Genomic DNA, 25,144 nt, shown 5'->3' with positions numbered 1-25,144 from the left:
CCGCGCGCCTCAGCGCGACTTTTCCGGGGCGCCCTCGAGGGTGTCGGTGATAACCTGATCCTGGATCGAGATCGCCCGCTCCAGCAGCCCGAGCGCGCGCTTGCGGGCCTGCGCGGCCGCCTCGCGATCGCCCTTCTCGTCCAGCGCCTTCGCGCGGCGCTCCTCGACCACGCCCGCCACCTCGTAGAGGTGGCCCTGGAAGTGGGACGGCGCGGGCGCCAGCTCGAGGCCCGCCTCGATGTCGCGCGCCGCGGCGTCGAACTCGCCGGCCTCGCTCCGGAGCTCCGCCAGGCGGGCGTGGGTGTCCGCGATCACCTCGGCGACCTCCGGCGGCGTGCCCGGCGGCCTCGGCGCGGCGATGATCCCCTCGAGGGCGCGCACCGCGGCGGAGCGATCGCCGGCGCCGAGCGCCACGTCGGCGGCGTGGTGCGCCGCGCGCGCCCGGGAGAGAAAGGCGAGCAGCGTCGGGTCGACGACCTGCGCCGGGGCGCACGCGCACTCCGGATCGCGCGGGGCGCCGGCGGCGCGCGACCGCTCGCGGTCGCGGGCGCACCCGACGTGCGCCGCCGCGAGGAGGGCGAGGCAGGCGGCGAGGCGCGCGCGCCGCATCAGCGCACCCCCCACGCGGCGTAGCGGTTCTGGCGCAGATCAGACGCGCGCGCGGCGGCGATGCGGTCGATCCGATCGGTGTGGCCGCCCTCCCGGGGGAACGGCGCGGCCGGATCGAAGAGCGCGGCGGTCGAGCGCGCCTCGATCAGCCGGGGCAGCGGCACGGCTTCAGCAGCCGGCGAGCCGGGCGCACGCGCGGCGGGGGCGCGCTCTCCGCTGATCTCGCCGACGAGCAGCGCCACGGCCGCCGCGGCCGCGGCGAGGGTCGACAGCGCCGCCATGGTGACGGGCGCGAGGCGCCGGGCGCGGGGCGCCGTCGCGGGGCGGAGGGCGCCCTCGACGAGCGCGCGGCTCCGGAGCTCCGGGAGCGGCGCCGGGCGCCACGCGGCCCGGAGCGCGACGGCGAGCTGCGCGAGCTCGTCGCGCCCGTCGTGCGCGCCGCCGCTCCATCCGCGCGACCCCTCGCGTCCGGCGCCGCCTCCCCTGCCCGGCTCGCCCTCGCCGGAGGCGGCGCGCTGCTCGAGCGCGCCCCGCAGACGCTCGGCGGCGCGCAGCTCGGCCCGGGTCGGCGGCGCGTCCTCGTCGCCGAGCGCGCGCGCGAGCAGCGCCTCGTGGTCCGTCCTGTCGAGCCCGACGGGCCTGGCCGCCGCCCGGAGCGCTTCCGCGAGCGGGACCTCGCCCCGATCGAGCGCCTCGGCGAGCTCGCGCGCCGCGCGCACCTCGGCGTCCTCCGCGGGCGCGAGCGGATCGTCGTCCGGCGCCGCGACGAGCGCGAGGTGCCGGCCCCGGTCCGCCCCGGCGCGGCGCTCCAGCGCCTCGTCTCCAGCCGGTGAGGGGCGCGGTCCCCGGGGCAGCCGCGGCTTCATCGCGCCCCTTCCTTGGGCTCCGCGCGCGGCGCGGCAATCCCCGCGGCGAGCGCCTTCTTCAGCGCGGTCATGGCGCGGTGCAGGACGACATCGAACGTCGCCACGCTGACGCCGAGCGCGAGCGCCACCTCGTCGCGCGGCCGCTCCTCGAGCACCCGGAGCCGGATCGCCTCCGCGTAGCGCGGGTTGAGGCGCGCGAGCGCGTCCTCGACGCGCGCCCGCGCGTCGGCGAGATCGCGCTTCTCGCAGAGCTCGGCCTCGCCGCGGGCGGTGAGATCGGTCTCCGCGGCGTCGATCTCGCGCTGCAGATCGTCGGGCTCGAAGAGCGCCTCGCGGCGGCGCGCGCGGAGCATGTCGAGCGCGATGCGCAGCGCGATCACGCGGAGCCAGGGGTAGATGCCGCAGCTCTGCCAGTGGAACTGGGAGAACCGCTCGACGACGCGCGCGTACGTCTCGGCCAGCGCGTCCTGCGCGGCGGCGTCGGAGCCGAGGCGGGGGAGCAGCACCGAACGGTACAGCGCGGGCCCGTACCGGCGGAGGAGCAGGCCGAGCGCGGCGCGATCGCCCTGCGCGGCGCGCTCGCACTGGAGGCGCTCCGCCTCCAGATCCGGCCTCGCTGCTGCCACCGCGGTCACGGCCGCGACGATACCCGGACGTGGAGACGATCGCATCGGTGTCCGCCTCGCGCCCGCGGCAGGGCCGCGGGCCCGGCGGCCCTGGAGCGCGGGCGCGCCGCCGCGGGTGCGCCACGCGGCGACGAGGACCGGGCGCGGGAGGGCTGCCGCATTCACACCTCGACAACGGCCCAAAGCCGTGGACCTTACGGCGAAGAGCCGCCACAGTGTGCCGGTCCCTGGCGGCGTGCGTCCGCCGTGGAAGGAGCCCTGGTGAACGTCGATACAACCTTTGCGCAGCGCCCCCGCCTCGAGGGCGGGCGGCGGGTCGGGCTCGCCCCGTGACGGCGGGACCGCCCGGCGAGCGGAGGCGCTCGCTGCACTGTGCGCGCTGCGGCGCCCTCAACGGCAGCGACTTCGACCGCTGCATCCGCTGCGGCGCGCCGCTGCTCGCGCCCGCCGCCCACGCGGCGCCGCCGGCGCGGGGGCTCCTCGACGGGCGGAGCCTGCCCGCGACGAAGGTCCTGGCCGCGCTCACGGCGTTCGTGTTCGTGGGGCAGATAATGGCCGCGCACAGCCGCGACCTCGGCCTGCTCTCGGGGTGGGACGCGTCGAACTACCTCCGCTTCGGCGCGCTCTGGCTCGTGCCCGGCGCCCCGTTCGAGCCGTTCCGCCTGCTCTCCGCGGTGTTCGTCCACATGGGCGTCCTCCACTTCGCCATGAACATGATGACGCTGGGCATGCTCGCCCGCGCCGCCGAGCCCGCCGTCGGCTCGGCGCGGTTCGCGATCGCCTACGTCGTCACGGGCCTGGTCGGCTTCGTCTCGAGCGCCGCCTGGAACCTGCTCGTTCAGCCCGAGGTCGTGCTCACCGCGGGCGCGAGCGGCGCGGTGTTCGGCGTGATGGGCCTGCTGCTCGGCTGGCTCGTCCGTCGACGCGACCCGCGCTGGAAGGACCTGGCGCTCCAGGCCGTCTTCTACATCGTCCTCTTCGGCTTCGTCGTGAACGCGTCGAACACCGGCATCCGCATCAACAACGCCGCGCACATCGGCGGCCTGATCAGCGGCGCGCTGCTCGGGGTGATCTACGCGGGCCCGTCGCGCCGCCGGTACGAGGGTGTGGTGAACGCGGGCGCGCTCGCCGGCGTGATCGCCTGCGTCGCCGCGCTCGCCCTGGCCCAGCGCTCGCCGGTCTGGCGCGCCGCCGAGTCGCTCGAGGCGCGCTCGGGCCTGGAGACGCCCGGGATCGAGGAGCGCCTCGATCAGCGCTGAAGCCAGGGGCCGGCAGCCCGGAGGCCGGGGTCGCCCGCGGGGCCGGGCTCGAGGCGTGGCGCGACGCTGATTGCCGCGCCCTGCTCGAACGTCTAAGCGGCATCCTCGCATTCACGTGGGGGGCGGGCCCGTCCGGCCGTTCCCTCCCAGGAGACGTCATGGTCCGAACCTCATCGCGCATCGCCTCGTGCGTGCTTGCCGCGTCTCTCCTCGGCGGCTGCCATGTCACCATCCAGAGCGGCAGCGACACGCCGGCGGAGACCTCACCGCCGCCCCCGCCGCCCCCCGCCAAGACCTCCTCCCGGGCGCGCAAGCCGGCGAAGCCCGACCCGGAGCCGGCGCGCCGCAGGCAGCCGAAGTGGCGCCTGCCCGCGAGCAACGCGCCGCGCATCAACGCCCCGAACGCGTTCGGCAACGGCGAGGGCGGCGCCTTCCGGGGGCTCGCGTACGTGATCCCCGAGGGCAGCAAGAAGCTCCCGAGCTTCGACGGGCTCGTGCCGTTCGCGATGCTCTTCACGGACAAGTTCGAGGTGAGATCGCAGGAGTTCTCCAGCGGCTTCCCTGGCGCGCTCATGCAGAACGACTGGTTCGCCATCCGCTTCGAGGGCGAGTTCACGGTGCCGAAGGACGGCGAGTACCAGCTCCGGCTCACCTCGGACGACGGCGCGATCCTCTACGTGGACGACAAGCGCGTCGTCGCGAACGACGGCGTCCACAACGCGAAGACCGAGGACGGGGAGGTCCAGCTCACCGAGGGGACGCACCGGCTGCGGCTCGATTACTTCCAGGCGCAGCGGGGGCAGGTCGCGCTCATGGTCCAGATCGGCCAGAAGAACAAGTTCGAGCCGCTCGTCGGCGTCCGCTGACGACGCGCGGCGCCCTCCATCGGGGGCGCGCGCACGCTCCGGCGCCCCCCATCCCCTTTTCGTGTATCGTCGCCGCCGCCCATGGCGTCGGTGAACCCACTGTCGCGCGAGCTCGTATTCAAGATCGTCTATTACGGGCCCGGTCTGGGCGGCAAGACGACCACGCTGGAATACCTGCACGCCACGGCGAAGCCCGAGTACCGCGGCAAGCTCGTCTCCCTGGCAACGCCGGTCGATCGGACGCTCTACTTCGACTTCCTGCCGGTCCGGCTCCCGCAGCTCCGCGGGATGAACGTGCGGCTCCAGCTCTTCACGGTGCCGGGGCAGGTCTACTTCAACGCGACCCGCAAGCTGGTGCTCACGGGCGCGGACGGGATCGTGTTCGTCAGCGACTCGCAGACCGTCCGCGCCGACGCGAACCTGGAGAGCCTGGAGAACCTGCGCGACAACCTCGCCGAGCAGGGGCGGGAGCTGCGGCAGGTTCCGCTCGTCTTCCAGCACAACAAGCGGGACTTGCCCGATCTCCTCCCGCTGGAGGAGCTCGACGCGATGCTGAACCCGTTCCGTGCCTTCTCGCTGGCGACCTCGGCGAAGACGGGGCTCGGCATCTACGAGGGGCTGGAGGAGATCAGCGCCGCCGTCCTTCGCGCGTTCGAGAGCCGGCTGCCCGACGCGATGGGGAGCGGGCTCGGCGGGTTCGACGCCATCGAGGGCGGGCTTGTGACGGCGCTGCGCGACGCGTCGCCGCCGCCGTCGGCTCCTCTCGATGCGGTGATCTCGCGTCTCGCGCCGCCCAGCAAGCCGTGGTCGACCATGCCCCCGAACTCGACGATCGGCGACCCGGGCGAGGGCGAGGCCGCGCCCGGCGCGGGCGCGGCGCCGAGCGTCGGGGCCATGCAGCGCAACGCCGGCGTGCTGCGCAGCGCCGGCGCGCGGGAGCCGGCGAGCCGCGAGATACCGTCGTCGCTGCGGCTCGCCGCCCGGCGGCTGGCCGCGTCGGCGGAGGCGCCGGCGACCGCGCGCGCGGATGGCCCGTCCGCGGCGACGCGGCACCTCGCCCAGCCGGGCCTGTCGTTCGTGGCGCTGTGGCCCACCGCGGAGCGGGAGGCGGTCGCGGAGATCGAGGCCGCGATCGCCGCGGAGCGGTACGCCGTGGCCGTCGCGCGCTGCGACGCGCTCGTCACGGAGATCTTCGACAGAGCCGGGGAGCTCGCGGGCGCGCGGGAGGCGTCGCGCGACCCCGCGACGCTGCCGGCGCTGCTCGGCCTGGACGGGCGCCGCTACCTCGGGTTCCGCGCCGCGGTCCGGAGGGCGCACGCCGGCGGCGAGGTCACCGAGCGCGACGCGCTCAAGGCGTTCGCCTTCGTCATCGATGTGCGCCTCGCTGAAAGTGCCATCTGACGAGAACTGAAGCGGGCTGACGAGGAGGGCGCGCGCCCCCGCCCTCACAGCCGATCGAGCGAGGCGACGCCGGAGTAGCGGCGCATCGACACGCTCATGAGCAGCGAGATCGCGACCATCACCGTGGTCACGCTCGATCCACCGTAGGAGAACAGCGGGAGCGTGACGCCGACGACCGGGAGCACGCCGGACGTCATGCCGAGGTTGATGACCGCGTGCCAGAAGATGATCGCCGCGGCGCCGACGCCGAGCACCGCGCCGAAGCGGTCCTTGGCCATGGAGGCGATGCGGATCCCCCACACGACGAGGAACGCGTAGAGGCTCACGAGGACGACGCTCCCGACGAACCCCCACTCTTCAGCGAAGACCGGGAACGGGAAGTCGGTGAACTGATCCGGCAGGAAGAGGAACTGGTTCTGGGTGCCCCTCAGGTACCCGTTGCCGAACAGGCCGCCGTTGCCGATCGCCACGCGCGAGTGGTGGGCGTGCCAGCCGCGGTGCAGGAGATCCTCCTCGGGGTGGAGGAACACCTCCACGCGGGCGCGCTGGTAGTCGAGCAGCACGTACTCCCAGACGATCGGGACCGCGATGACGATGGACGTCACGAACAGCGCGGCGCTCTTCCAGCGCACGCGCGTCACCGCCGCGATGGTCAGGAAGACGAACACGAGGATGAGCGCCGTCCCGAGATCGGGCTGCTTGAGCACGAGGAGCGCGGGCACGGCGGTCAGCGCGGCCGGGATGGCGAGATCGCGCAGGGTGCGGCCCTCGTTGCGCGGGTCGTCGTGCAGGTACTTCGCCAGCGCGATGACGAGGAATATCTTCATGAACTCGCTGGGCTGGAAGCGGAACGCGCCGAACTCGATCCACCGCGCGGAGCCGCGCACGTCGCGCGCGAGCACGAAGACCAGCGCCAGGGAGAAGACGCCGAACGTGTAGAGCACGTACCCGAGGCGCTCGAGGTGCCGGTAGTCGATCGCGATCAGGACGCCGCCGATGATGCCGCCCATGAAGAGCCAGTAGACCTGGCTGATGTAGAGCTCCGCGCGCGACCCCGAGTAGACGCTCGTCGCGCTGTAGAGGTTCACGACGCCGAGCACGGCGATCGCCACCGCGGCGATGAAGAGCGGCCAGTCGAAGTGGTCGCGATCGCGGGAGAGTGAGTCGCCCCGGATCATGGCGTGCGCCCCGACGCGGCGGGCGCGCGGCCCGCGCTGTTCTTGCCCGCGCGGGGCCCCTCGTTCGGGCCGCCGCGCCGCTCCTTCGCGAGCTCCTGGTACGCGCGGACGACCTCGAAGGCGACCGGCGCCGCGTGCTTGCCGCCGGCGCCGCCGTGCTCGACCAGCACGACGATGGCGACCTCGGGCGAGCGCGTCGGCGCGTAGCCGGCGAACCACGCGTGCTCGCGGTTGAAGTACCAGACCCGCTCGGCCTCGACGCCGCGGGTGAGCCGGTGCGAGACCTGCGCCGTCCCCGTCTTGCCCGCCATCTCGACGCCGGCGACGCGGGCCTTGAACGCCGTGCCGCCCTCCTCGTTCACGCCGGCGACCATCGCCTTGTGCACGAGCGTGAGGTTCTCCGGGCGGATGTCGATCTGGCGGCGAACGCGCGGCGTGAACTCCTGCACGACCGTGCCGGCGCTCGTCTCGACGGCCCGCACGATCTGCGGCTGGTAGAGCGTGCCCCCGTTCGCGAGCGCCGCGTACGCGAGCGCGAGCTGGAGCACGGTGACCGTCGTCGCGCCCTGGCCGATCGCCGCGTTGAGGCCGAAGCCGAGGCGGAACTGCCCCTTGTTCCGGAGCGTCATCCACGCCCTGGTCGGCATCCTGCCGCCCGCCTCGGCGTTGATGCCGAGCCCCGTGCGCGCGCCGAGCCCGTAGCGCTGGCCCATCTCGGCGATGACGTCCATGCCGACGCCGTACTCCGCCGCGAGGCGGTAGAAGAAGACGTTGCACGACTCGGCGATCGCCTTTTGCATCGCGACCGGGCCGTGCACGTGCGTGCACCGGAACGTGCGCTTGCCGAACGTCAGCGCGCCCCGGCACCGCGTGGACTGGCGCGGGTCGATGAGCCCCTTCTCGAGCGCCGCCAGCGCGGTGAACGGCTTGAACGTCGAGCCAGGCGGGTACGCGCCGGAGAGCGTCTTGTCGAGCGCGGGCTTCAGCGGGTCGGAGTAGAGCCGCCTGAAGGCGTCGCGGATGACCTGCTTGCCCGAGCCGCCCGAGAGGGCGTTCGGGTTGTAGCCGGGCTTCGAGTAGAGCCCGAGGATCCGCCCGGTGCGCACGTCGATCAGCGCGACGCCGCCGGCGAGCTGGCCGCGCATCGCCTTGTCGATCGCCTTCTGGATGTCGGCGTCGAGCGTCAGCCGGAGGTCGCGGCCGGGGATCGGATCGACCCGCCGCGGCTCCTCGATGATCCCGTCGCCGCCCGCCCGTCGCCGCCCCTTGGCGTCGACGAGCACCTTCTCCCAGCCGCGCGTGCCGCGGAGGTAGCTCTCCCAGGCGCGCTCGATCCCGGTGACGCCGATGCGGTCGCCCTCGATGTAGCCGACGCTCCGGAGCGACGCGAGCCGCTCGGCGTCCACCTCGGCCATGTAGCCGAGGACGTGCGAGCCGACCTCCTCGTAGGGGTAGTAGCGCACCGGGACCGGGACCACGTCGACCCCCGGCAGCTCGGCGTCGTGCGTCGCCAGCGTCGCCACCGCGTCGCGCGAGATGTCCTCCTTCAGCAGGATCTGCTGGTTCTTGCGCGGGCCGTCGCTGGCGCGGATGGCGGTGATGTGCGCCTCCAGCCGCGCGCGCTCCTCGATCCCGACGCCGAGGTACTCGATGAGCTTCGGCCAGGTCGTCTCCATGTCGAGGCGCCGCGGGACGACGTACACGTTGTACGAGGGCCGGCTCGCCGCGAGCACCTTGCCGTTCTTGTCCCGGATGATGCCGCGCGTGGTGGCGAGCGTCACGCGCCGCACGATGTTCTCCCGGGCGATGGCCTTGTTCTCGTCGGCCTCGATGATCTGGAGGTAGAACATGCGCCCGATGATCACCATGAAGCCGACGACCATGCCGAGCGCGATCCACCGGAAGCGCCGGCGGAACTCGCTGACGTCGGAGCGCTGGACGAGCAGGCTCACCGCGGGCTCTCCCCCGGCCGCGGGACGTTGATCGTCGCCTGGTGCACGCGCTCGGCCAGCCGGAAGACGAGCGGCGCGAACAGCGCCGTCGAGACCGCGTGCGGCGCGACGAGCAGCGCGAGCGCGCGGGGGCGCGCCGCGTCGCCCCCGAAGATGGCGGTGAGGATCACGATGAGCACCCCCTCGACGAGGCCGAAGACGAAGGCCAGCGCGATCTTCGTGAGCAGCGTCTGCGCGGCGAGCCGGACGCCGGCCGCCCGCGACACGACGAAGGTCGCGACGGTGATGAAGGTGAACAGGCCGACCGGCGCGCCGGCGAAGAGATCGAGCAGGTAGCCGAGCAGGAACGCGAGCGCGGCGCCGCGCGCGATCGAGTACTCGTGCACGCCCATGAACACGACGAGCGGCAGGAGCAGGCTCGGCGTGGAGCCCGGGATGTTCAGCTTGCCGATCAGCCGGAACAGGTTCGACTGCACGATCAGCAGGGCGGCTCCCATGAACAGGAACGCGGAGTTTCTCATCGCGTCACCTGCGCTGCGCCTGCGGCGGCGTCTCCTCCGGCGGCGTCGTCGTGACGATGAGCACCTCCTCCAGCCGGGAGAAGTCGACCGCCGGCGCGACGTACACCTGCTGGTAGATGCCGAAGTCGCGCCGGATGACCTGCGTCACCGTCCCGACCGGGATCCCCTTGGGGAAGCGCCGGCCGACGCCGCTCGTCACGAGCAGGTCGCCGACCTCGATCTCGTCGGTGCGCTGCACGTACTCCACGCTGCACGAGTACTTGGTCTCGTCGCCCGTGCCGCGCACGAACCCGCGCGCGCCGGTGCGCTCGACGACCACGTCGACGCCGCTGCCGGCGTCGACGACGAGCCGCACGTCGACCGTGTCGCCGGCGCTCTTCAGCGTCGTGCCGACGACGCCGTCCGCGGAGAGGACCGGCAGGTTGGAGCCGATGTCGCGCGCCTCGCGATCCAGCATGACCCGCACCACGCGGAAGAAGTCGTTGGTGCTCTTGCCGACCACCTGGGCGCTCACGACGTCGGTGCGGAGGCTCTGGCGCAGGTCGAGCAGCCTGCTCAGGCGCCGGTTCTCCTCCTCGAGCGCCTCGAGCTTGCGCACGCGCTCCCGCAGGCGCGCGATCTGCGAGGCCTGCCTGGCGTTGTCCTCCTTGACGTCGACCAGGTAGATGTAGTCGCCCCAGAGGTTCGAGATGCCGCGCGCCAGCGTCGCGGCCGCGTACTGGATCGGCGCCGCGATGCCGATGATGATCCGGTCGGCCCCCGTGTTCTGCTTTGGGTCGCGCATGCTGGCGCGCAAAAACCAGAACGGCACCGCGAGCGCCAGCAGCACGATCACGAAGTCGCGGTAGCGTTTCAGGTTCACCGTGGCTCCCGAACCCAGGTAGTACGGGGCGACCCGCGAGGCCACCCCTGTCGACGCCGCGCGGGGCGCCCGCGTAAGGAGGCGCGCGCCGCGCGTCCCCAAGGAGCCCCGCCGGCAAGCTCACGGGCGGGGCGCGAGACCGGAGGTCAGCTGATCGTGACCTCTTTCAAGAGCTCCAGATGATCGAGCGCCTTGCCGCTGCCGAGCACCACGGCGCTGATCGGGTCGTCGCACACCATGACGGGCAGCCCCGTCTCCTCGCGGAGGAGCACGTCGAGGTTCTTGAGCAGCGAGCCGCCGCCGGTGAGCACGATGCCCTTGTCGACGATGTCGGCCGCGAGCTCCGGCGGCGTGCGCTCCAGCGCGATGAGCACGGCGTCCACGATGGCGTTCGTCGGCTCGCTCAGCGAGTCGCGGATCTCGTCGGAGTTGACCACGACCGTCTTGGGGATGCCCGCGACCATGTCGCGCCCCTTGACCTCCATCGTGAGCTGCTGCTCGAGCGGGTACGCGTTGCCGATCGTGATCTTGATGCGCTCCGCGGTCTGCTCGCCGATGGCCATGTTGTACTTGCGCTTCATGTAGGCCATGATCGACTCGTCCATCTTGTCGCCGCCCACGCGCACGCTCTGCGAGTAGACGATGCCGGCGAGGGAGATCACGGCGACCTCGGTCGTGCCGCCGCCGATGTCGACGACCATGTTGCCGCTCGGCTCGGTGATCGGCAGCCCGGCGCCGATCGCCGCGGCCATCGGCTCCTCGATCAGGAAGACCTCGCGCGCGCCGGCGCCCTCGGCGCTCTCCTTCACGGCCCGCTTCTCGACCTCGGTGATGCCGAACGGGACGCAGATGATGATGCGCGGCTTGACGAGCGTGCGGCGGTTGTGCGCGCGCGCGATGAAGTACCGGAGCATCGCCTCGGTGATCTCGAAGTCGGCGATGACGCCGTCGCGCAGCGGCCTCACCGCCTGGATGTTGCCCGGGGTGCGCCCGAGCATCTCCTTCGCCTCGCGGCCGACGGCGAGCACCTTCTTGCCGCCGCGAGCATCGCGCTGGACGGCGACCACAGAGGGCTCGCACGACACGATGCCCTTGCCCTTCACGTAGATGAGGGTGGTGGCGGTGCCGAGATCGATCGCGAGATCGTTCGAGAACAGGCCGTAGAGCCAGTCGAAGATCATCGCTGCGTCCTAGAAGTGAACAAGGATATGCCGAGCACCGCGAGGGCGCAGATGCCTGACCCGAGGCCCGCGTGCGCGGGCCCCGGCGGCAGCAGCCAACGGCGCAGCGTGGCCTAGCCCTTCGAGATCTTGCCCTCTTTGTGCTCGGTGTGCTTGCGCTCGGTCGGGCAGAACTTCTTGATGACGAACTTGTCCGTCATCGTCCGCTTGTTCTTCGTTGTGTGGTAGTTCGCGCGGCCGCAGTTGCCGCACGTGAGCTTGATGATGTCGCGCATCGGAGGCCTCCGAGGACAGGGCCGACCTGCTTCCACAGGCGGCCCTGGTTGAACCCAGGCGCGGGTAGCACAGGAGGCGCTGACACCGCAACCGGCGGGGTTCCAGAGGACGTGAGCGGGGTCAGCGACGCCCGACCGCCCGTCTGGAGGGCGCCTACCCTACGGGAAACGGTGCAGTTGTCAACCGGGAGAGCTCATTCGTCGTCCCAGTCGTCCCCGCCGCGACCACGATCCCAGTTCTTGTTGTTGCTGCGACGGCCACCGCCGCCACCACCGCCGCCGCCGCCGGGAGGGCCATCGCCGTCGTGAGCGCCGCGCCGCCGGCGATCGTCGAACGTCTTGCGCGCAGGAGGCGGAGGCCCGCCACCGCCGAAGCCGCCGCCACCACCGCCGGCGAAGCCGCCGCCACCACCGCCGGCGAAGCCGCCGCCACCGCCGGCGAAGCCGCCGCCGCCGAAGCCGCCCGGGCGCTCCTCGCGCGCCGGACGCTCGCCCTTCGGGTGAGCGAGGTTGACGACAAGCCGGCGGCCGCGCACATCGACGCCGCGCAGCGCATCGATCGCGGCGCGCGCCGCCTCGGCGCTGGCCATGGTCACAAAGCCGAACCCGCGCTTGCGACCGTCAGGGTCCATCGGGAGGTGGACCCGCACCACCGGCCCGGCGCCCGTCGAGCCGATGAGGCCCTCGACCTCCTCGACGCTCGCGTCGTAGGGCAGGTTGCCGACGTAGAGGGTGCGATCCGGCGCCGCGGCAGGGCCGCCGCCAGGACCGCCGCCGCCACCAGGGGCGCCGCCAGGGCCGCCGCCGGGGCCCATCGGGCGACCTTCGCGTCGCGGCGGCTCGGCCTGGAAGGGCCGGACCGAGATCGACTTGCCGCCCTGAAATGAACCGTCGAGCGACTCGCGCGCGGCGTTGGCTTCGCCGGTCGTCGAGAGCGTGACGAAGCCGAACCCGCGCGGACGACCTGTCGCGCGATCTTTCGGAAGACTGACCTCGACGACGTTGCCGCCGGTGGCCTCGAAGAGCTGCCGCAAAACGTCTTCGGTGATGGAGTCGGGCAAGCCCGCCACGAACAACTTACGCGAATCTTCAGCCATTGTTGAAAAACCTGGGGTTGGCCCCTGCGTTCCCTCTTATTTGGTCCACTCGCTCCGTGATCGATGTCGATGATGCGGAGCCTTTCGCGAGCGCGCCTCGATCGACCCGCCCTTCGTCGGAAGGGCCAACCGAGCTCAATCGAGCGAAGGTCGGCGGGCCGACCCTCTGGTGCAAACTCCACCCCACGATATCTAGTGCCCCTGGCGCGTCAAGGGACCCGCCGCGGGCGAGCGAGCCAAATGCAGGCCCTACGGAGCACTCCCGACCCCCGCCCCCCGAGGTTCGGGTCCGCCGGCGGGGGCCGCACCGTGCGCCGCCCCGTCGCCCGCGCCACCTTCATTGCCGGCGGATGCCGCGAAAACATGGGCGGATGGCGGGGAAAGCGCGCTCGGGGAGGAGGGCGGCGTGGTCCAGCGCTGACCGGCGCATCAGGGAATCTCCTGACATCGCTTTTCCCGACTCGACCGCCGGACGAAGGCGCCCGGACCCCGGAATTCCCGGCAGCGGCGACTAACGTCCGGCCCGGGCGCGAGGCGCCCGGGGCTCCTCGGCCTCGTCGTCCACGTCGTTCTCGTCATCGTCCGCGTCGTCCGCTTCGTCGTCCGCGACGCGCGGAGCGCCGGCGAGCGGCCCCGCCCCGGCGCTCGACGGCTCACCGCGCGCCGCCATCCGCAGGAAATACAGGCCCAGCGCGAGCAGCCCGAAGCAGGCCCACTGCGCCGGCGTGAGGCCGCCGTAGCGCGGATCGCCGCCGAGGAGCGTGCCCTCGCGCTCGCGCAGGAAGTCGAGGCCGAACCGCACCGGCGCATACGCGGTGCACATCACCCCGGTGTAGAAGCCGAGCGGGCGGTGCGGATTCCTGCGCCAGAGCACCGCGAACGCGATCGCGAGCGGGATCGTGAGCACGCACTCGTACAGGCCGAGATCGAACCGGCCGACATAACCGTTGCCGAGCGGGTAACGGACCGCGAACCACGCGTCGGAGAGGCGGCCCGGGTGATCGTGGACCGACGCGCAGCCGGCGCGCCCGAACACCCACGCGAGCGGGAACGCGCTGTTCACGACCTCGCAGTACGGGAGGATCCTCTCGCGGCGATAGAAGCGCCACGCGGCGGCGCCGAGCAGGGCGCCGGTGAAGCCGCCAAAGCTCGAGAGGCCGTCCCAGAGCGCGAAGAGGTAGAGCGGATCGCGCGCGACGCGCTGCGGGTGGTAGAAGATCGCGTCGAAGACGTGTCCACCGATGAAGCCGGCCGCCACGACCCAGAAGATGAACTCGCTCATCTTCTTCTCGTCGAGCCGCCGCTCGCGCGCGTGCCGCGTGGCGACCACGGCGCCGATGTAGACGCCGAGCGCCACCAGCGTGCCGAACGGCTTGATCGAGGGCGGCTTCGCCGGATCGATGAGCTGCCCCACGATCGGGATGTGCTCCAGGAACGAGAGCGGGATCTCGGGGAGCTGGATATAAGGGATCAGGGGGCCGGACACGCCGCTCCCCCTAGCGCAGCGGCGCTGCGAAAGCCATCCGCCGTGGAGGCCAGCGGCGCGTTCCCCCGTCCGCGGCGCGCCGCCGGCCGCGCGGCCGCGCTGCGCCGGCGAGGTGCCGCGCGCCCCCGAGCGGCCGCGAGGCGCAGCGGCGCCAGGGCGAGCGGGCCGGCGTCACCAAGAGGTCGCCATCGGCCGTCGAGCGGCGTAGATCTCGCCGCATGAGCCGCTCCCCCGTGCGCGTCGCCACGCTGACGCTCAGTGATACCCGCACCCTCGACGAGGACGAAGGCGGAAAGCTCCTCGGCGCGCTCCTGACGAGCGCGGGCTTCTCCGTGACGTCCCACGCCGTCCTCCGCGAGGAGCCCGAGATCCTGCGCGCGGCGATCGAGCAGATCGCGAGCGCAGGGTCGGCCGACGCGATCGTCACCACCGGCGGCACGGGGATCGCGCCGCGCGACAGGACCTTCGAGGCGCTCGCGCCGCTCTTCGAGAAGACGCTCGACGGCTTCGGCGAGGCGTTCCGGCGCCTGAGCTGGGATGCGATCGGGCCGAACGCAATCCTGTCGCGCGCGGCCGCTGGCGTCGTGCGCGGGCTCGTCGTGTTCGCGCTGCCGGGCAGCCCGAAGGCGGTGGAGCTCGCCGTCACGCAGCTCATCGGCCCCGTCCTCGCGCACGCTGTCGCGCTCGCGTCCGGCAAGGGCGGCCACCACCACCGGCACGCCCAGGACAGGGAGCAACGCGGATGATCCCCTTCGAAGAGGCGCTGGCGCGGCTGCTCGCGACAGCGGTCCCGGTCGGCCCGGAGCGGGTGTCGCTCGACGAAGCGGCCGGGCGCGTGCTCGCCGAGGACATCGCGGCGGCCGACGCGATGCCCGCGTTCGATTACAGCGCGATGGACGGCTACGCCCTCGCGTCGGCCGACCTCGCAGGCAGCGGGCCCTTCACGCTCCCCGTGCGCGGCGAGAGCGCGGCCGGTCGGCCTCTGCCGGCGCTCGAGCCGGGCACGGCGTGCCGGATCTTCACCGGCGCGCGGCTGCCGCCCGGCTCGGACACGATCGTGCCGCAGGAGGACGCGGCGCGGAGCGGCGACGAGATCACCGTGCGGGAGGCGCCGCGCGCGGGCGCCTGGGTGCGGCGCCGCGGCGCGGACCTCGCGCAAGGCGCGGTCGCGCTGCGCCGCGGGGCGCGCCTCACGCCGGGCAAGGTCGCGCTCGCGGCCGCGCTCGATCGGCCGACCGTGCTCGTCGCGCGTCGGCCCGTCGTCACGGTGCTGTGCTCCGGCGACGAGCTGCGCGCGCCCGGCTCGCCCGGCGCCGCGGGCACGGTCGCGGAGTCGAACAGCTACTTCGTCGCCGCGACGGCGCGCGCCGCGGGCGCGGCGGTGCGCATCGCGCCCTTCGTCCCGGACGACGCGGCGCGCGCCGCCGAGGCGGTGTCGACGGCGCTGCGCGGGTCGGACCTTGTGGTGACCGTCGGGGGCGTGAGCGTCGGCGACCACGATGTGGTCCGCCCCGCCCTCGAGGCCGCGGGCGTGACGCTCGACTTCTGGCGCGTCGCGATCAAGCCGGGCAAGCCGCTCGCGGTCGGCCGCGCCGAGCTCCCGCGCGGCGGCGCGGTGCACGTGCTCGGCTTGCCGGGCAACCCGGCGTCCGCGTCGCTCACGTTCGTCCTCTTCGGCGTGCCGCTGCTGCGCGCCCTCCAGGACGACAGCGCGCCGCTGCCGCCGCGCGTGGTGGTCCGCGCGGCCGGCGCGCTGCGGCGCCAGACCGGGCGCGCCGAGTTCCTCCGCGCCCGCCTCGAGATCTCGGACGGCGAGCTCGTCGCGCGCGTCTCGGCGAACCAGGCGTCCGGCGCGGTGACGAGCTTCGCCGAAGCGGACGCGCTCGTCCTCGTGCCGGCCGATCAGGATCGCATCGACGAGGGCGACCGGCTCCAGGCCATCCGCCTCGCCGAGATCTGACCGCGCGCGAGCCCACACGCGCGCGCGTTCACGCGTCCTGCGCGCATGCGACGCGCATGGCGCGCACGGGCCCGCGCACGGGCGTTCACACGCGCACGGCGCTTCGCACGAGCGCGCGCGGCCACGGCGTTGACCCTCGCGGGCGGGCACCTGAAGATGGCCTGCGCATGCTCATCCTCGGGATCAACGCCTACCACGGTGACGCGTCGGCCGCGCTGCTCGTCGACGGGCAGCTCGTCGCCGCGGCGGAGGAGGAGCGGTTCAGCAGGATCAAGCATTGCGCAGGGTTCCCGCGGCTCGCCGTCGAGTACTGCATGAGCGCCGCCGGCGCGCGCGTCGAGGACATCGACCACATCGCGATCGGCCGCGACACGCGGGCGCACCTCGGCGACAAGCTCCTCTACGCGCTGACGCGGCGCTCTCCCGCAGGGATCCTCAAGGGATCGTTCAGCTCGAGCGATCCGAAGGTGCACCTCGGCGCCGCGCTCGGCGTCGACCCGAAGCGCATCCGCGCCGCGTCGCACAGCGTCGAGCACCACCTCGCCCACCTCGCGTCGGCGTTCTTCCCCTCGGGCTTCGACGACGCGGCGGTCGTGTCGATCGACGCCTTCGGCGACTTCGTGAGCACGATGTGGGCGCGCGGCCGCGGCAACAAGCTGGAGATCCTCCGGCGCGTCGGCTTCCCGCACTCGCTCGGGCTGTTCTACTCGGCGCTGACGCAGTACCTGGGCTTCCCCAAGTTCGGCGACGAGTACAAGGTCATGGGGCTGTCGGCCCACGGCCAGCCCGAGCTGCTCGACAAGCTCCGGCAGGTGGTGCGCGTCAAGGACGGGGCCTTCGAGCTCGGGCTCGAGTACTTCCAGCACCACACGAAGGGCATCGCGATGACGTGGGAGGGCGAGCCCCGCTACGGCACCATCCACTCCGATCGCCTCGTCGACCTGCTCGGCCCCGCCCGCAGCCCGAAGAGCCGCATGGAGGACCGCTTCATGGCGGTCGCGGCCTCGACGCAGGCGGCCTTCGAGGAGGTGTACTTCGAGCTGCTCGCGACGGCGAAGCACCTCACCGGCTCGACGCGCCTCGCCCTCGCGGGCGGCTGCGCCTACAACTGCGTGGCCGCGGGGAAGATCCGGCCGAAGGGGCTGTTCGACGACGTCTTCATCCAGCCCGCGGCCGGCGACGCCGGCACGTCGTTCGGCGCGGCGCTCCACGTCTACCACCACAAGCTCGGCAACCCCCGCCGCTTCCACCAGACGCACAGCTACTTCGGCCCGGCCTTCTCGCAGGAGGCCATCGAGGAGCTGCTCCGGAAGGAGCAGGTCGCGTTCGAGCCCCTCCCCGACGAGGACCTGATCCCCCGCGTCGCCAGGGCGATCAGCGAGGGCAAGGTGGTCGGCTGGTTCCAGGGGCGGATGGAGTTCGGCCCACGCGCGCTCGGCAACCGCAGCATCCTCTGCGACCCGCGGCGGCAGGACGTGAAGGACATCATGAACGAGCGGATCAAGCGCCGCGAGATGTTCCGCCCGTTCGCGCCGGCGCTCCCCCTCGAGCGCGTGGGCGACTACTTCGAGCAGAGCGCGGCCGACCCGTTCATGGTGAAGGTGTCGCGCGTCAAGCCCGAGCGCCGCGCCGAGATCCCCGCCGTGACCCACGTCGACGGCACCGGCCGCCTCCAGACGGTCACGGCCGAGGAGAACCCGCGCTACCACGCGCTCCTCCTCGAGTTCGGCCGGCTGACCGGCACGCCCGTCCTCCTGAACACCTCGTTCAACGCGAGCGAGCCGATCGTTTGCACTCCAAAGGAAGCGCTCGACTGCTTCCTCCGGACGAAGATGGACGTGCTCGTCCTCGAGCGGGCCTACCTGGAGCGCCCGCAGTCCCCCTAGGCAGACCCGGCAGGCCGGCGAGCTCGTGAAAATCACTGCGGAAACGGCCGGGAAACCTCAGGCGATAATTCCTGGTTGACGTGGAGCGAGGGGACGGCAAATGGGCGTCCCCGGCATGTGGAAGAACGGGACGGCGGGCGCCATGCCCACCTCGACGGAGTGCCGGAGCGAGCGGGTCCGGCATCCGGGGGTGCTTGAACGCCCAGCCTCGAGCATGATGCCGGCCCGCCGCGCGACCCGCGCGCGGACCTGGTCATGGTCACCCACCGGCCCACGGCGCGTCACGCGCCCGCGGCCCCCCCTTGCGTAACGGTCCGCGCCGCGGCGGCCCAGGCGGTCAATGAGGATGGATGCGAATCGGATGAAGCTCGTACTCGAAGACGGCACGACCATGACAGGCCGGTGCTTCGGCGCCCCGCGCGCGGTGAGCGGCGAGGTCGTCTTCAACACAGGCATGACGGGGTACGTCGAGACGCTCACGGATCCCTCGTACAGAGGCCAGATCCTGGCGCTCACGTACCCGCTCGTCGGCAACTACGGCGTCCCCGCGCCCCGGAAGGCCGGGAGCGTCGACGGGCCCTACGAGGCCGACCGGATCCAGGTGCAGGGGCTCGTGGTCCAGACCTACGTGGAGCGGTACAGCCACCACGCTGCGGTCCGCTCGCTCGGCGCCTGGCTCGCGAGCGAGGGCATCCCGGCGATCACGGGGATCGACACGCGGACGCTCACGCGGCGGCTGCGCGAGGCCGGCACCATGAAGGGCTGGCTGTTCCCCGCCGAGATGGACCTGGAGCGGGTGAAGCGCTCGGCCGAGGCCGTGGACATGCGCGAGGAGGTCTTCCGCCTCGTCGCGCCCCGCGAGCCGATCACGTACGAGGGCGGCCCGCTGAAGGTGCTGCTGATCGACGCGGGCGCGAAGGACAACATCGTCCGCTCGCTCCTCCAGCGCGGCGTCACCGTCATCCGCGCGCCCTACCACGCGCGCATCGCCGAGCTCGCCGAGGCCGCCGACGGCGTCCTCATCGGCAACGGGCCCGGCGACCCCAAGGACCTCGGCCAGCTCGTCGCCGCGGTGCGCGGCCTGCTGGGGACGTACACGAAGCCGATCTTCGGCATCTGCCTCGGCAACCAGATCCTCGCGCTCGCGGCCGGCGGCGACACCTACAAGCTGCCGTACGGGCACCGCGGCGTGAACCAGCCGGTGCAGGACCTCCTGAGCCGCCGCTGTTACGTCACGAGCCAGAACCACGGGTACGCGGTGAAGCACGAGTCGCTCCCCGCCGAGTGGGAGCCGTGGTTCATCAACATCAACGACGGCACCAACGAGGGCATCCGCTCGCGGCTGCGCCCCTTCTTCAGCGTCCAGTTCCACCCCGAGGCGACGCCCGGGCCCGAGGACGCCGGGTACCTCTTCGACGACTTCCTGCGCCTCTGCGGCGCGATGAAGGGGTCGGCCGATTCGCGATTCAAGACCGCAGGGACCGCCGCCGCGGAGCCCCGCGCCACCTCCACCGCAGGAAGGAGCTGAGCCATGTACGGCGCCTATCTCCCCAAGAAACCCCGGCGCGTGCTCGTGCTCGGCTCCGGCGCGCTCCAGATCGGCCAGGCCGGCGAGTTCGACTACTCGGGGTCGCAGGCGATCAAGGCCCTCAAGGAAGAGGGGATCGCCACCGTCCTCGTGAACCCCAACATCGCCACCATCCAGACGAGCGAGGGGCTCGCCGACCGCATCCACCTCTGCGCGGTCACCCCGGAGTTCGTCGAGCGGATCATCGTCAAGGAGGAGGTCGACGCGATCGCCCTCTCCTTCGGCGGCCAGACGGCGCTCAACTGCGGGCTCGAGCTCCACGACGCCGGCATCCTCGACAAGTACGGCGTGCGGGTGCTCGGGACGCCGATCAAGGCGATCCGCGACACGGAGGACCGGCGGCTCTTCATCGACCGGCTCGACGAGATCGGCGTGAAGACGGCCCGGAGCCGCGCCTGCCGCTCGCCCGCCGAGGCCATGGCCGCGGCGCGCGAGATCGGCTTCCCGGTGATGCTCCGCGGCGGCTACGCGCTCGGCGGCAAGGGCAGCGGCATCGTCGAGAGCGAGCGCGACCTCGAGGACGCGGTGCGGCGCGGCTTCGCCGGCGGCGTGCCCCAGGTGCTCGTCGAGGAGTGCCTCCGCGGCTGGAAGGAGATCGAATACGAGGTCGTCCGCGACGGGCGCGACAACTGCATCACCGTCTGCAACATGGAGAACCTCGATCCGATGGGGATCCATACCGGGGAGTCGATCGTCGTCGCCCCGTCGCAGACGCTGAACGACGAGGAGTACCAGCTCCTCCGCTCGGTGGCGCTGAAGACGATCCGCCACCTCGGCATCGTCGGCGAGTGCAACATCCAGTATGCGCTCAACCCGCACAGCACCGATTACCGGGTCATCGAGGTGAACGCGCGCCTCTCCCGGTCGAGCGCCCTCGCCAGCAAGGCGACGGGCTACCCGCTCGCCTACGTCGCCGCGAAGATCGCCGTCGGCTACACGATGCCGGAGATCGCCAACGCGATCACCCGCAGGACGACCGCGTTCTTCGAGCCGGCGCTCGACTACCTCGTCTGCAAGGTCCCGCGCTGGGACCTCGGCAAGTTCCGCGGCGCCTCGATGCGCATCGGCAGCGAGATGAAGAGCGTCGGCGAGGTCATGGCCATCGGCAGGACGTTCCCCGAGGTCATCCAGAAGGCGCTGCGGATGCTCGACATCGGCGTGAAGGGGCTCGACCCCGACGCGTTCACCTTCGAGGACCTGCCCGACGCGCTGAAGAACGCGACGCCGCTCCGGATCTTCGCCGTCGCCCGCGCGCTCCAGGAGGGCATGTCGGTCGACGCGATCCACGATCTCACCAAGATCGACCGGTGGTTCCTGAACCAGATCGAGCCGATCGTGCGGATGCAACGGGACCTGCGGGCGCTCAAGGTCGCCGTCCCGGCGCAGGCCGACAGGCCCGCGCCGGAGCCCGAGATCGACGAGGCGACGCTGCGGGAGGCGAAGCAGCTCGGCTTCAGCGACCGCATGATCGGCTCGCTGACGGGCGCGGCGCGCGGCTCGATCCGGGAGCGCCGGAAGCGGCACGGCGTCGTGCCGCACCTCGCCCAGATCGACACGCTCGCGGCCGAGTTCCCCGCCGAGACGAACTACCTCTATTCGAGCTACCACGCGTCGGCCACGGACGTGGCGCCGTCGTGGCGGAAGAAGATCATGGTGCTCGGCTCCGGCGCTTACCGCATCGGATCGAGCGTCGAGTTCGACTGGTGCTGCGTCAACGCGATCCGCGCGGCCTCGGAGCTCGGCTACGAGACCATGATGCTGAACTACAACCCGGAGACGGTCAGCACCGACTACGACACGTGCGACAAGCTGGTCTTCGACGAGATCAGCTTCGAGACGGTGCTCGACATCTACGAGCGGGAGCAGCCCTACGGCATCGTGGTCAGCATGGGCGGCCAGGTCCCGAACAACCTGGCGCTCCGGCTGCACCAGGCGGGGGCGCGCATCCTCGGCACGAGCGCGGGGAGCATCGACACCGCCGAGGACCGGAAGAAGTTCAGCGACCTGCTCGACCGGCTCGAGATCGATCAGCCGCGCTGGGCCCACGTCACCGACGCGGGCGAGGCGGGCGAGATCGTGAACAAGCTCGGGGGGTTCCCCGTCCTCGTGCGCCCGAGCTACGTGCTGAGCGGCGCGGCCATGAGCGTGGCGCACGAGCCCAACGAGCTCGATCGCATCCTCGCCCGGGCCAAGGCCGTCTCCCCCACCTACCCCGTTGTCGTCTCGAAGTTCGAGACCCACGCCCGCGAGGTGGAGATCGACGCGGTCGCCGACCGCGGGGAGATCGTCCTCTGGGCGATCAGCGAGCACGTCGAGAACGCCGGCGTCCACAGCGGCGACGCGACGCTCGTCCTGCCCCCGCAGTCGCTCTACATCGCGACGATCCGCAGGATCAAGCAGATCGCCCAGCAGGTGGCGCGCTCTCTCTCGATCACCGGGCCGTTCAACATGCAGTTCCTGGCCAAGCACAACACGGTGAAGGTGATCGAGTGCAACCTGCGCGCGTCGCGGAGCTTCCCGTTCGTGTCCAAGGTCACGGGGAACAACTTCGTCCGGGAGGCGATGCGCAGGATGCTCGGCGTGTCGCAGCCGGTCGAGAACCGCGGGCTCGACCTCGATTACGTGGGCGTGAAGGCGCCGATGTTCTCGTTCTCGCGCCTCGTGGGGGCCGATCCGATGCTCGGCGTGGAGATGGCGAGCACCGGTGAGGTCGGCTGCTTCGGGGACGACATGCACGAGGCGCTCCTGCACTCGCTGCTCGCGACCGGCTTCCGGTTCCCGAAGAAGGGCGTGCTGCTGTCGCTCGGCCCGCTGGAGGACAAGTACTGGTTCGCCGACGAGGCGCGCATCATCGCCGAGCACCTCAAGCTCCCCATCTACGCGACGCCGGGGACGGCCGAGGCGCTGCGGGCGCTCGGGCTCGCGTGCACGAGCCTCGCGAAGCAGCCCGATGAGGGGGAGACGGCGATGAGCGCCATCGAGCAGGGGAAGGTCGATCTCGTGATCAACATCCCCCGCGAGTACGACCAGCTCGGCCGGCCGGACGGCTACCTGATCCGCCGGCGCGCTGTCGACGCGAACATCCCGCTCATCACGGACCTGCAGCTCGCGCGCGCCGTCATCGGGGCGCTGCGCGCGAAGCGGATCGAGGATCTGCGCACCCTCGCCTACGACGAGTACATCGCGCGGAGCCCGGTGGCGCTGCGCTGACGCACGAGCCCGCGCGCCCCGCGAGCGGGGCGCGCGGGCGCCTCCATCCCCGCCAACAGCCCCACGAACGACGAGCCCGGCGCCGCCGCGGCCGGCGACCTCAGTCGTTCGTGACGATGAACCAGCCGTTCACCATCGAGCCGGCCCCATCGATCTGGTAGCTGCCCTCGTTGCGAAGGCACATGCCGACGTTCCACGTCCCCACCGGCAGCACCGTCGTGGCCGACACGGAGTAGGTGGCGCGCGTCGACGAGAACGGGTGGTTCGCGAAGCCGGCCCCGAAGAAATTGGCGATCTCGCCGGAGGAGCCGTCGACCCGCTGATAGCAGAGGCCCACGGTGGCGAGAAGCGGAGCGCCGCCCGCCTTGAGCGAGAGGGGAGCGGAAGCCGAGCCCGTCACGCGCTGGGGCCCCTCGCGGATGGTCAACGACGCCGGAGGACCGACGAACTGGTAAATGGGGCTGTTGGCCATGAAGGTGTGGGCGGCGTTACCCGCCAGCGCCACGGTCGCCACGACGCCCGACGGCCCAACCGGCCCCGGCGGTCCCTCAGGACCCGGCGGCCCCTCGGGACCCCGCTCCCCCGGCGGCCCCTCGGGCCCCTGCTCCCCCGGCTGGCCCGGCGGCCCCGTCAGCCCGGGCGGCCCCTCGGGCCCCCGCTCCCCCGGCTGGCCCGGCGGCCCCTCGGGGCCGCGCTCCCCCGGCTGGCCCGGCAGCCCCTGGGGACCCGCAGGGCCCTCGGGCCCGACGATGCCGCTCGGGCTGCCCACCCAGTTGCCGTTCTCGTCGATGACGACCTTGTCGCCGATCTTCACGCGCTTCGGCGTGATCTCGCCGACGGCGTTGTTCGCGACCATCGCATAAGGGACGCTCCCGATCGCGGTGCGAGGCTCCATCTCCGGGTCGTCCCCGACCGTGATGCCCAGGTAGCGAACCGAGCCATCGAAGACCTTCGCCGCCTGCTCCTCGGTGAACTCGAGCACCGTGGAGAAGTAGCCGTCATCGAACGTGATCGCGATCGACTCGCTCCAGAGAGGCGCCTCGCCCTCCCCGGGCTCCGCGGAGGCATAGACGGCGAACGTCACCGGAAGCGCGTTGTTGACCGGATCTCCGTTGGCCCCGAAGAGCCGCCCCTGGTGCGTGATCTGCGTTGGCACCGCGGCGGCCGCGCCGCGCACGATGCCGAGCGAGGCGGCGAGAAGAACACAAACCGCGAGGAGACGCGGTCCCATCCCGTTCATGGCAAGCTCCCGTTCGCCCCCACGAGGCCGCCCTGCATGCGGTAGCTCGGTGAGGTCGTCTTTCCCTGATTCTGAGTCGGCTGACCGAGCGTGAAGACCATGCGATAGCTCGGACTCCTCACCACCTGGCCCGCGCTGACCACATCGCTCGCGGTGCGCCCCACGTCCGCGAGCTCGGGCGCGCCGCCAGCGCCGCCCCCGCCCTCCGCGGCCACAACCGAGCCAGCCCCCGCGCCGCCAGCGCCGCCCGATCCCCCGACCCCCGCCCCGCTCACCGCGACCGTCGCGGCCTCCGGGCCGCAGCTACAACCGGGCGACACGGCGAGCGACACAACCGCCAGACCGAGCCACACAGAAAATTGCAATCGCGCCATCAACGGGTTCCCCTCTGCTTCCGGGGCTGACGAACCGGGGCACAAGGTACGCGCGCCGGCCTCGAGGTTCAATCAGTTCCAGGGCCGATTTCGATCGGTTGATGGCTTATGTCGAGGTCAACGGGCGCGACACGAACTTGAAAACGCGCCGGCACGCCCCGGCCGCGAGAGGATGTCCGATGGCGAGGCGCGCGCCGAGAATCATGTCCTCTCCGGTGGAATGCTGTCTCGCCGTCCTTCCCGTCCCTGTGTGTCATCAGGCGTTCCCCGCGGGTTCTCTTCCCCCACACGCGTGGAGTCGCCGTCGCCGGGCGGACGACGGTGCTCCGGATCTGCCCGATTCCGGGGAGCATTTCCCGGAACAGCACGCTTTTCTAGGCCCTGGAGCTGGAAGTCCTTCTGGCGACCTTCTGGACGGTGCTCCTGACCGAGCTGGGCGACGGGACGCAGCTGGCGGTCTCCGCGATCGGCGCCCGGCGGCAAGAGCCGCGTGTCGGTGTGCATCGGCGCCATCGCCGCCCTGGTGCTGAGCACGCTCATCGCGGTCGCGGAGGCCCAGGCGGTCAACGCGCGCCTCAACCCGCGCTGGACTCAGGGGCTCGCCGGCGACCTTCTCATCGTGACGGGCGGCATCTATCTGGCTGGCGCGCCCCGCCCGGCCGCGGGCCGGCGCGCCCCGCCCGGCCGCGGGCCGGCGCGCCCCGCCC

The 25,144-nt window shown here is 72.2% G+C and carries 21 protein-coding genes; 8 read left to right on the top strand and 13 right to left on the bottom strand.

What is annotated here, in order from left to right:
* Positions 1 to 9: 9 nt before the first annotated feature.
* From WMF24_RS12090 to WMF24_RS12080, 3 genes are read right to left on the bottom strand one after another with little or no spacing between them, the layout of a single operon-like run.
* On the bottom strand, positions 10 to 609 hold the full coding sequence (locus WMF24_RS12090; RefSeq protein ID WP_437736547.1) for a hypothetical protein: 600 nt from the start codon (positions 607 to 609) through the stop codon (positions 10 to 12).
* Entirely contained in the window at positions 609 to 1,475 is an 867-nt protein-coding gene (locus WMF24_RS12085; RefSeq protein WP_437736546.1) for a hypothetical protein, read from the bottom strand. The genes WMF24_RS12090 and WMF24_RS12085 overlap by 1 nt, the downstream gene beginning before the upstream one ends.
* On the bottom strand, positions 1,472 to 2,110 hold the full coding sequence (locus WMF24_RS12080; protein ID WP_437736545.1) for an RNA polymerase sigma factor: 639 nt from the start codon (positions 2,108 to 2,110) through the stop codon (positions 1,472 to 1,474). The genes WMF24_RS12085 and WMF24_RS12080 overlap by 4 nt, the downstream gene beginning before the upstream one ends.
* A 320-nt stretch (positions 2,111 to 2,430) precedes the next feature.
* Here WMF24_RS12080 and WMF24_RS12075 point away from each other — a divergent pair, with 320 nt between their 5' ends.
* The 3 genes from WMF24_RS12075 to WMF24_RS12065 all read left to right on the top strand — a co-directional run bounded on the left by WMF24_RS12075 (position 2,431) and on the right by WMF24_RS12065 (position 5,627).
* Positions 2,431 to 3,360 (top strand): rhomboid family intramembrane serine protease, encoded by a 930-nt coding sequence (locus WMF24_RS12075; RefSeq protein WP_437736544.1) that lies wholly within the window; start codon positions 2,431 to 2,433, stop codon positions 3,358 to 3,360.
* Positions 3,361 to 3,518: 158 nt separating this feature from the next.
* Entirely contained in the window at positions 3,519 to 4,226 is a 708-nt protein-coding gene (locus WMF24_RS12070; protein WP_437736543.1) for a PA14 domain-containing protein, read from the top strand.
* A gap of 81 nt (positions 4,227 to 4,307) precedes the next feature.
* Positions 4,308 to 5,627 (top strand): GTP-binding protein, encoded by a 1,320-nt coding sequence (locus tag WMF24_RS12065; RefSeq protein WP_437736542.1) that lies wholly within the window; start codon positions 4,308 to 4,310, stop codon positions 5,625 to 5,627.
* A gap of 44 nt (positions 5,628 to 5,671) precedes the next feature.
* Here the strand turns inward: WMF24_RS12065 and rodA are convergent, their stop codons facing one another.
* The 8 genes from rodA to WMF24_RS12025 all read right to left on the bottom strand — a co-directional run bounded on the left by rodA (position 5,672) and on the right by WMF24_RS12025 (position 14,179).
* Positions 5,672 to 6,805, bottom strand: a complete 1,134-nt coding sequence (gene rodA / locus WMF24_RS12060; protein ID WP_437736541.1) for a rod shape-determining protein RodA — start codon at positions 6,803 to 6,805, stop codon at positions 5,672 to 5,674.
* Positions 6,802 to 8,757 (bottom strand): penicillin-binding protein 2, encoded by a 1,956-nt coding sequence (mrdA, locus tag WMF24_RS12055; protein WP_437736540.1) that lies wholly within the window; start codon positions 8,755 to 8,757, stop codon positions 6,802 to 6,804. Before mrdA ends, rodA begins: the two co-directional genes overlap by 4 nt.
* Positions 8,754 to 9,278, bottom strand: coding sequence for a hypothetical protein (locus WMF24_RS12050; protein ID WP_437736539.1), 525 nt, complete (start codon positions 9,276 to 9,278; stop codon positions 8,754 to 8,756). The genes mrdA and WMF24_RS12050 overlap by 4 nt, the downstream gene beginning before the upstream one ends.
* 4 nt (positions 9,279 to 9,282) lie before the next feature.
* Positions 9,283 to 10,140, bottom strand: a complete 858-nt coding sequence (gene mreC / locus WMF24_RS12045) for a rod shape-determining protein MreC (RefSeq protein WP_437736538.1) — start codon at positions 10,138 to 10,140, stop codon at positions 9,283 to 9,285.
* A 146-nt stretch (positions 10,141 to 10,286) separates the two neighbouring features.
* The gene (locus tag WMF24_RS12040) at positions 10,287 to 11,321 is read right to left on the bottom strand and encodes a rod shape-determining protein (protein WP_020734872.1); all 1,035 of its coding nucleotides are present in this window, start codon (positions 11,319 to 11,321) and stop codon (positions 10,287 to 10,289) included.
* 113 nt (positions 11,322 to 11,434) lie between these two features.
* A complete protein-coding gene (rpmG, locus tag WMF24_RS12035; protein WP_012235039.1) occupies positions 11,435 to 11,596 on the bottom strand; it encodes a 50S ribosomal protein L33 in 162 nt (53 codons plus the stop codon).
* A gap of 194 nt (positions 11,597 to 11,790) precedes the next feature.
* On the bottom strand, positions 11,791 to 12,693 hold the full coding sequence (locus WMF24_RS12030; protein WP_437736537.1) for an RNA recognition motif domain-containing protein: 903 nt from the start codon (positions 12,691 to 12,693) through the stop codon (positions 11,791 to 11,793).
* A gap of 511 nt (positions 12,694 to 13,204) precedes the next feature.
* On the bottom strand, positions 13,205 to 14,179 hold the full coding sequence (locus WMF24_RS12025) for a prolipoprotein diacylglyceryl transferase (RefSeq protein ID WP_437736536.1): 975 nt from the start codon (positions 14,177 to 14,179) through the stop codon (positions 13,205 to 13,207).
* Positions 14,180 to 14,397: 218 nt separating this feature from the next.
* Between WMF24_RS12025 and WMF24_RS12020 the strand changes: the two genes are divergently transcribed.
* The 5 genes from WMF24_RS12020 to carB all read left to right on the top strand — a co-directional run bounded on the left by WMF24_RS12020 (position 14,398) and on the right by carB (position 22,823).
* Positions 14,398 to 14,925: a MogA/MoaB family molybdenum cofactor biosynthesis protein gene (locus tag WMF24_RS12020; protein ID WP_437736535.1), complete on the top strand. Its 528-nt coding sequence runs from the start codon at positions 14,398 to 14,400 to the stop codon at positions 14,923 to 14,925.
* A complete protein-coding gene (locus tag WMF24_RS12015) occupies positions 14,922 to 16,139 on the top strand; it encodes a molybdopterin molybdotransferase MoeA (RefSeq protein ID WP_437736534.1) in 1,218 nt (405 codons plus the stop codon). The genes WMF24_RS12020 and WMF24_RS12015 overlap by 4 nt, the downstream gene beginning before the upstream one ends.
* A gap of 167 nt (positions 16,140 to 16,306) precedes the next feature.
* The gene (locus WMF24_RS12010) at positions 16,307 to 18,025 is read left to right on the top strand and encodes a carbamoyltransferase family protein (RefSeq protein WP_437736533.1); all 1,719 of its coding nucleotides are present in this window, start codon (positions 16,307 to 16,309) and stop codon (positions 18,023 to 18,025) included.
* 361 nt (positions 18,026 to 18,386) lie between these two features.
* On the top strand, positions 18,387 to 19,553 hold the full coding sequence (gene carA, locus WMF24_RS12005) for a glutamine-hydrolyzing carbamoyl-phosphate synthase small subunit (protein ID WP_437736532.1): 1,167 nt from the start codon (positions 18,387 to 18,389) through the stop codon (positions 19,551 to 19,553).
* Between the two features lie 3 nt (positions 19,554 to 19,556).
* A complete protein-coding gene (gene carB / locus WMF24_RS12000) occupies positions 19,557 to 22,823 on the top strand; it encodes a carbamoyl-phosphate synthase (glutamine-hydrolyzing) large subunit (RefSeq protein ID WP_437736531.1) in 3,267 nt (1,088 codons plus the stop codon).
* 100 nt (positions 22,824 to 22,923) lie between these two features.
* Here the strand turns inward: carB and WMF24_RS11995 are convergent, their stop codons facing one another.
* Both WMF24_RS11995 and WMF24_RS11990 read right to left on the bottom strand, forming a co-directional pair.
* Positions 22,924 to 24,063 (bottom strand): collagen-like protein, encoded by a 1,140-nt coding sequence (locus WMF24_RS11995; RefSeq protein WP_437736530.1) that lies wholly within the window; start codon positions 24,061 to 24,063, stop codon positions 22,924 to 22,926.
* Positions 24,060 to 24,437, bottom strand: coding sequence for a hypothetical protein (locus WMF24_RS11990; RefSeq protein WP_437736529.1), 378 nt, complete (start codon positions 24,435 to 24,437; stop codon positions 24,060 to 24,062). The genes WMF24_RS11995 and WMF24_RS11990 overlap by 4 nt, the downstream gene beginning before the upstream one ends.
* Positions 24,438 to 25,144: the final 707 nt, after the last annotated feature.

Origin of the sequence: Sorangium sp. So ce1335, assembly GCF_051521615.1 — a bacterium.
GTDB lineage: Bacteria > Myxococcota_A > Polyangia > Polyangiales > Polyangiaceae > Sorangium.
Note: the sequence above shows the minus strand (reverse complement) of the source record. Positions and strands in the feature narration are given on the sequence as shown.

Bases quoted from the DNA above. Each gene is read 5' to 3' on its own strand.
- WMF24_RS12090 (WP_437736547.1), bottom strand. From the start codon at position 609: ATGCGGCGCGCGCGCCTCGCCGCCTGCCTCGCCCTCCTCGCGGCGGCG.
- WMF24_RS12085 (WP_437736546.1), bottom strand. From the start codon at position 1,475: ATGAAGCCGCGGCTGCCCCGGGGACCGCGCCCCTCACCGGCTGGAGAC.
- WMF24_RS12070 (WP_437736543.1), top strand. From the start codon at position 3,519: ATGGTCCGAACCTCATCGCGCATCGCCTCGTGCGTGCTTGCCGCGTCT.
- WMF24_RS12065 (WP_437736542.1), top strand. From the start codon at position 4,308: ATGGCGTCGGTGAACCCACTGTCGCGCGAGCTCGTATTCAAGATCGTC.
- rodA (WP_437736541.1), bottom strand. From the start codon at position 6,805: ATGATCCGGGGCGACTCACTCTCCCGCGATCGCGACCACTTCGACTGG.
- WMF24_RS12050 (WP_437736539.1), bottom strand. From the start codon at position 9,278: ATGAGAAACTCCGCGTTCCTGTTCATGGGAGCCGCCCTGCTGATCGTG.
- WMF24_RS12040 (WP_020734872.1), bottom strand. From the start codon at position 11,321: ATGATCTTCGACTGGCTCTACGGCCTGTTCTCGAACGATCTCGCGATC.
- rpmG (WP_012235039.1), bottom strand. From the start codon at position 11,596: ATGCGCGACATCATCAAGCTCACGTGCGGCAACTGCGGCCGCGCGAAC.
- WMF24_RS12030 (WP_437736537.1), bottom strand. From the start codon at position 12,693: ATGGCTGAAGATTCGCGTAAGTTGTTCGTGGCGGGCTTGCCCGACTCC.
- WMF24_RS12020 (WP_437736535.1), top strand. From the start codon at position 14,398: ATGAGCCGCTCCCCCGTGCGCGTCGCCACGCTGACGCTCAGTGATACC.
- WMF24_RS12015 (WP_437736534.1), top strand. From the start codon at position 14,922: ATGATCCCCTTCGAAGAGGCGCTGGCGCGGCTGCTCGCGACAGCGGTC.
- WMF24_RS12010 (WP_437736533.1), top strand. From the start codon at position 16,307: ATGCTCATCCTCGGGATCAACGCCTACCACGGTGACGCGTCGGCCGCG.
- carA (WP_437736532.1), top strand. From the start codon at position 18,387: ATGAAGCTCGTACTCGAAGACGGCACGACCATGACAGGCCGGTGCTTC.
- carB (WP_437736531.1), top strand. From the start codon at position 19,557: ATGTACGGCGCCTATCTCCCCAAGAAACCCCGGCGCGTGCTCGTGCTC.
- WMF24_RS11995 (WP_437736530.1), bottom strand. From the start codon at position 24,063: ATGAACGGGATGGGACCGCGTCTCCTCGCGGTTTGTGTTCTTCTCGCC.
- WMF24_RS11990 (WP_437736529.1), bottom strand. From the start codon at position 24,437: ATGGCGCGATTGCAATTTTCTGTGTGGCTCGGTCTGGCGGTTGTGTCG.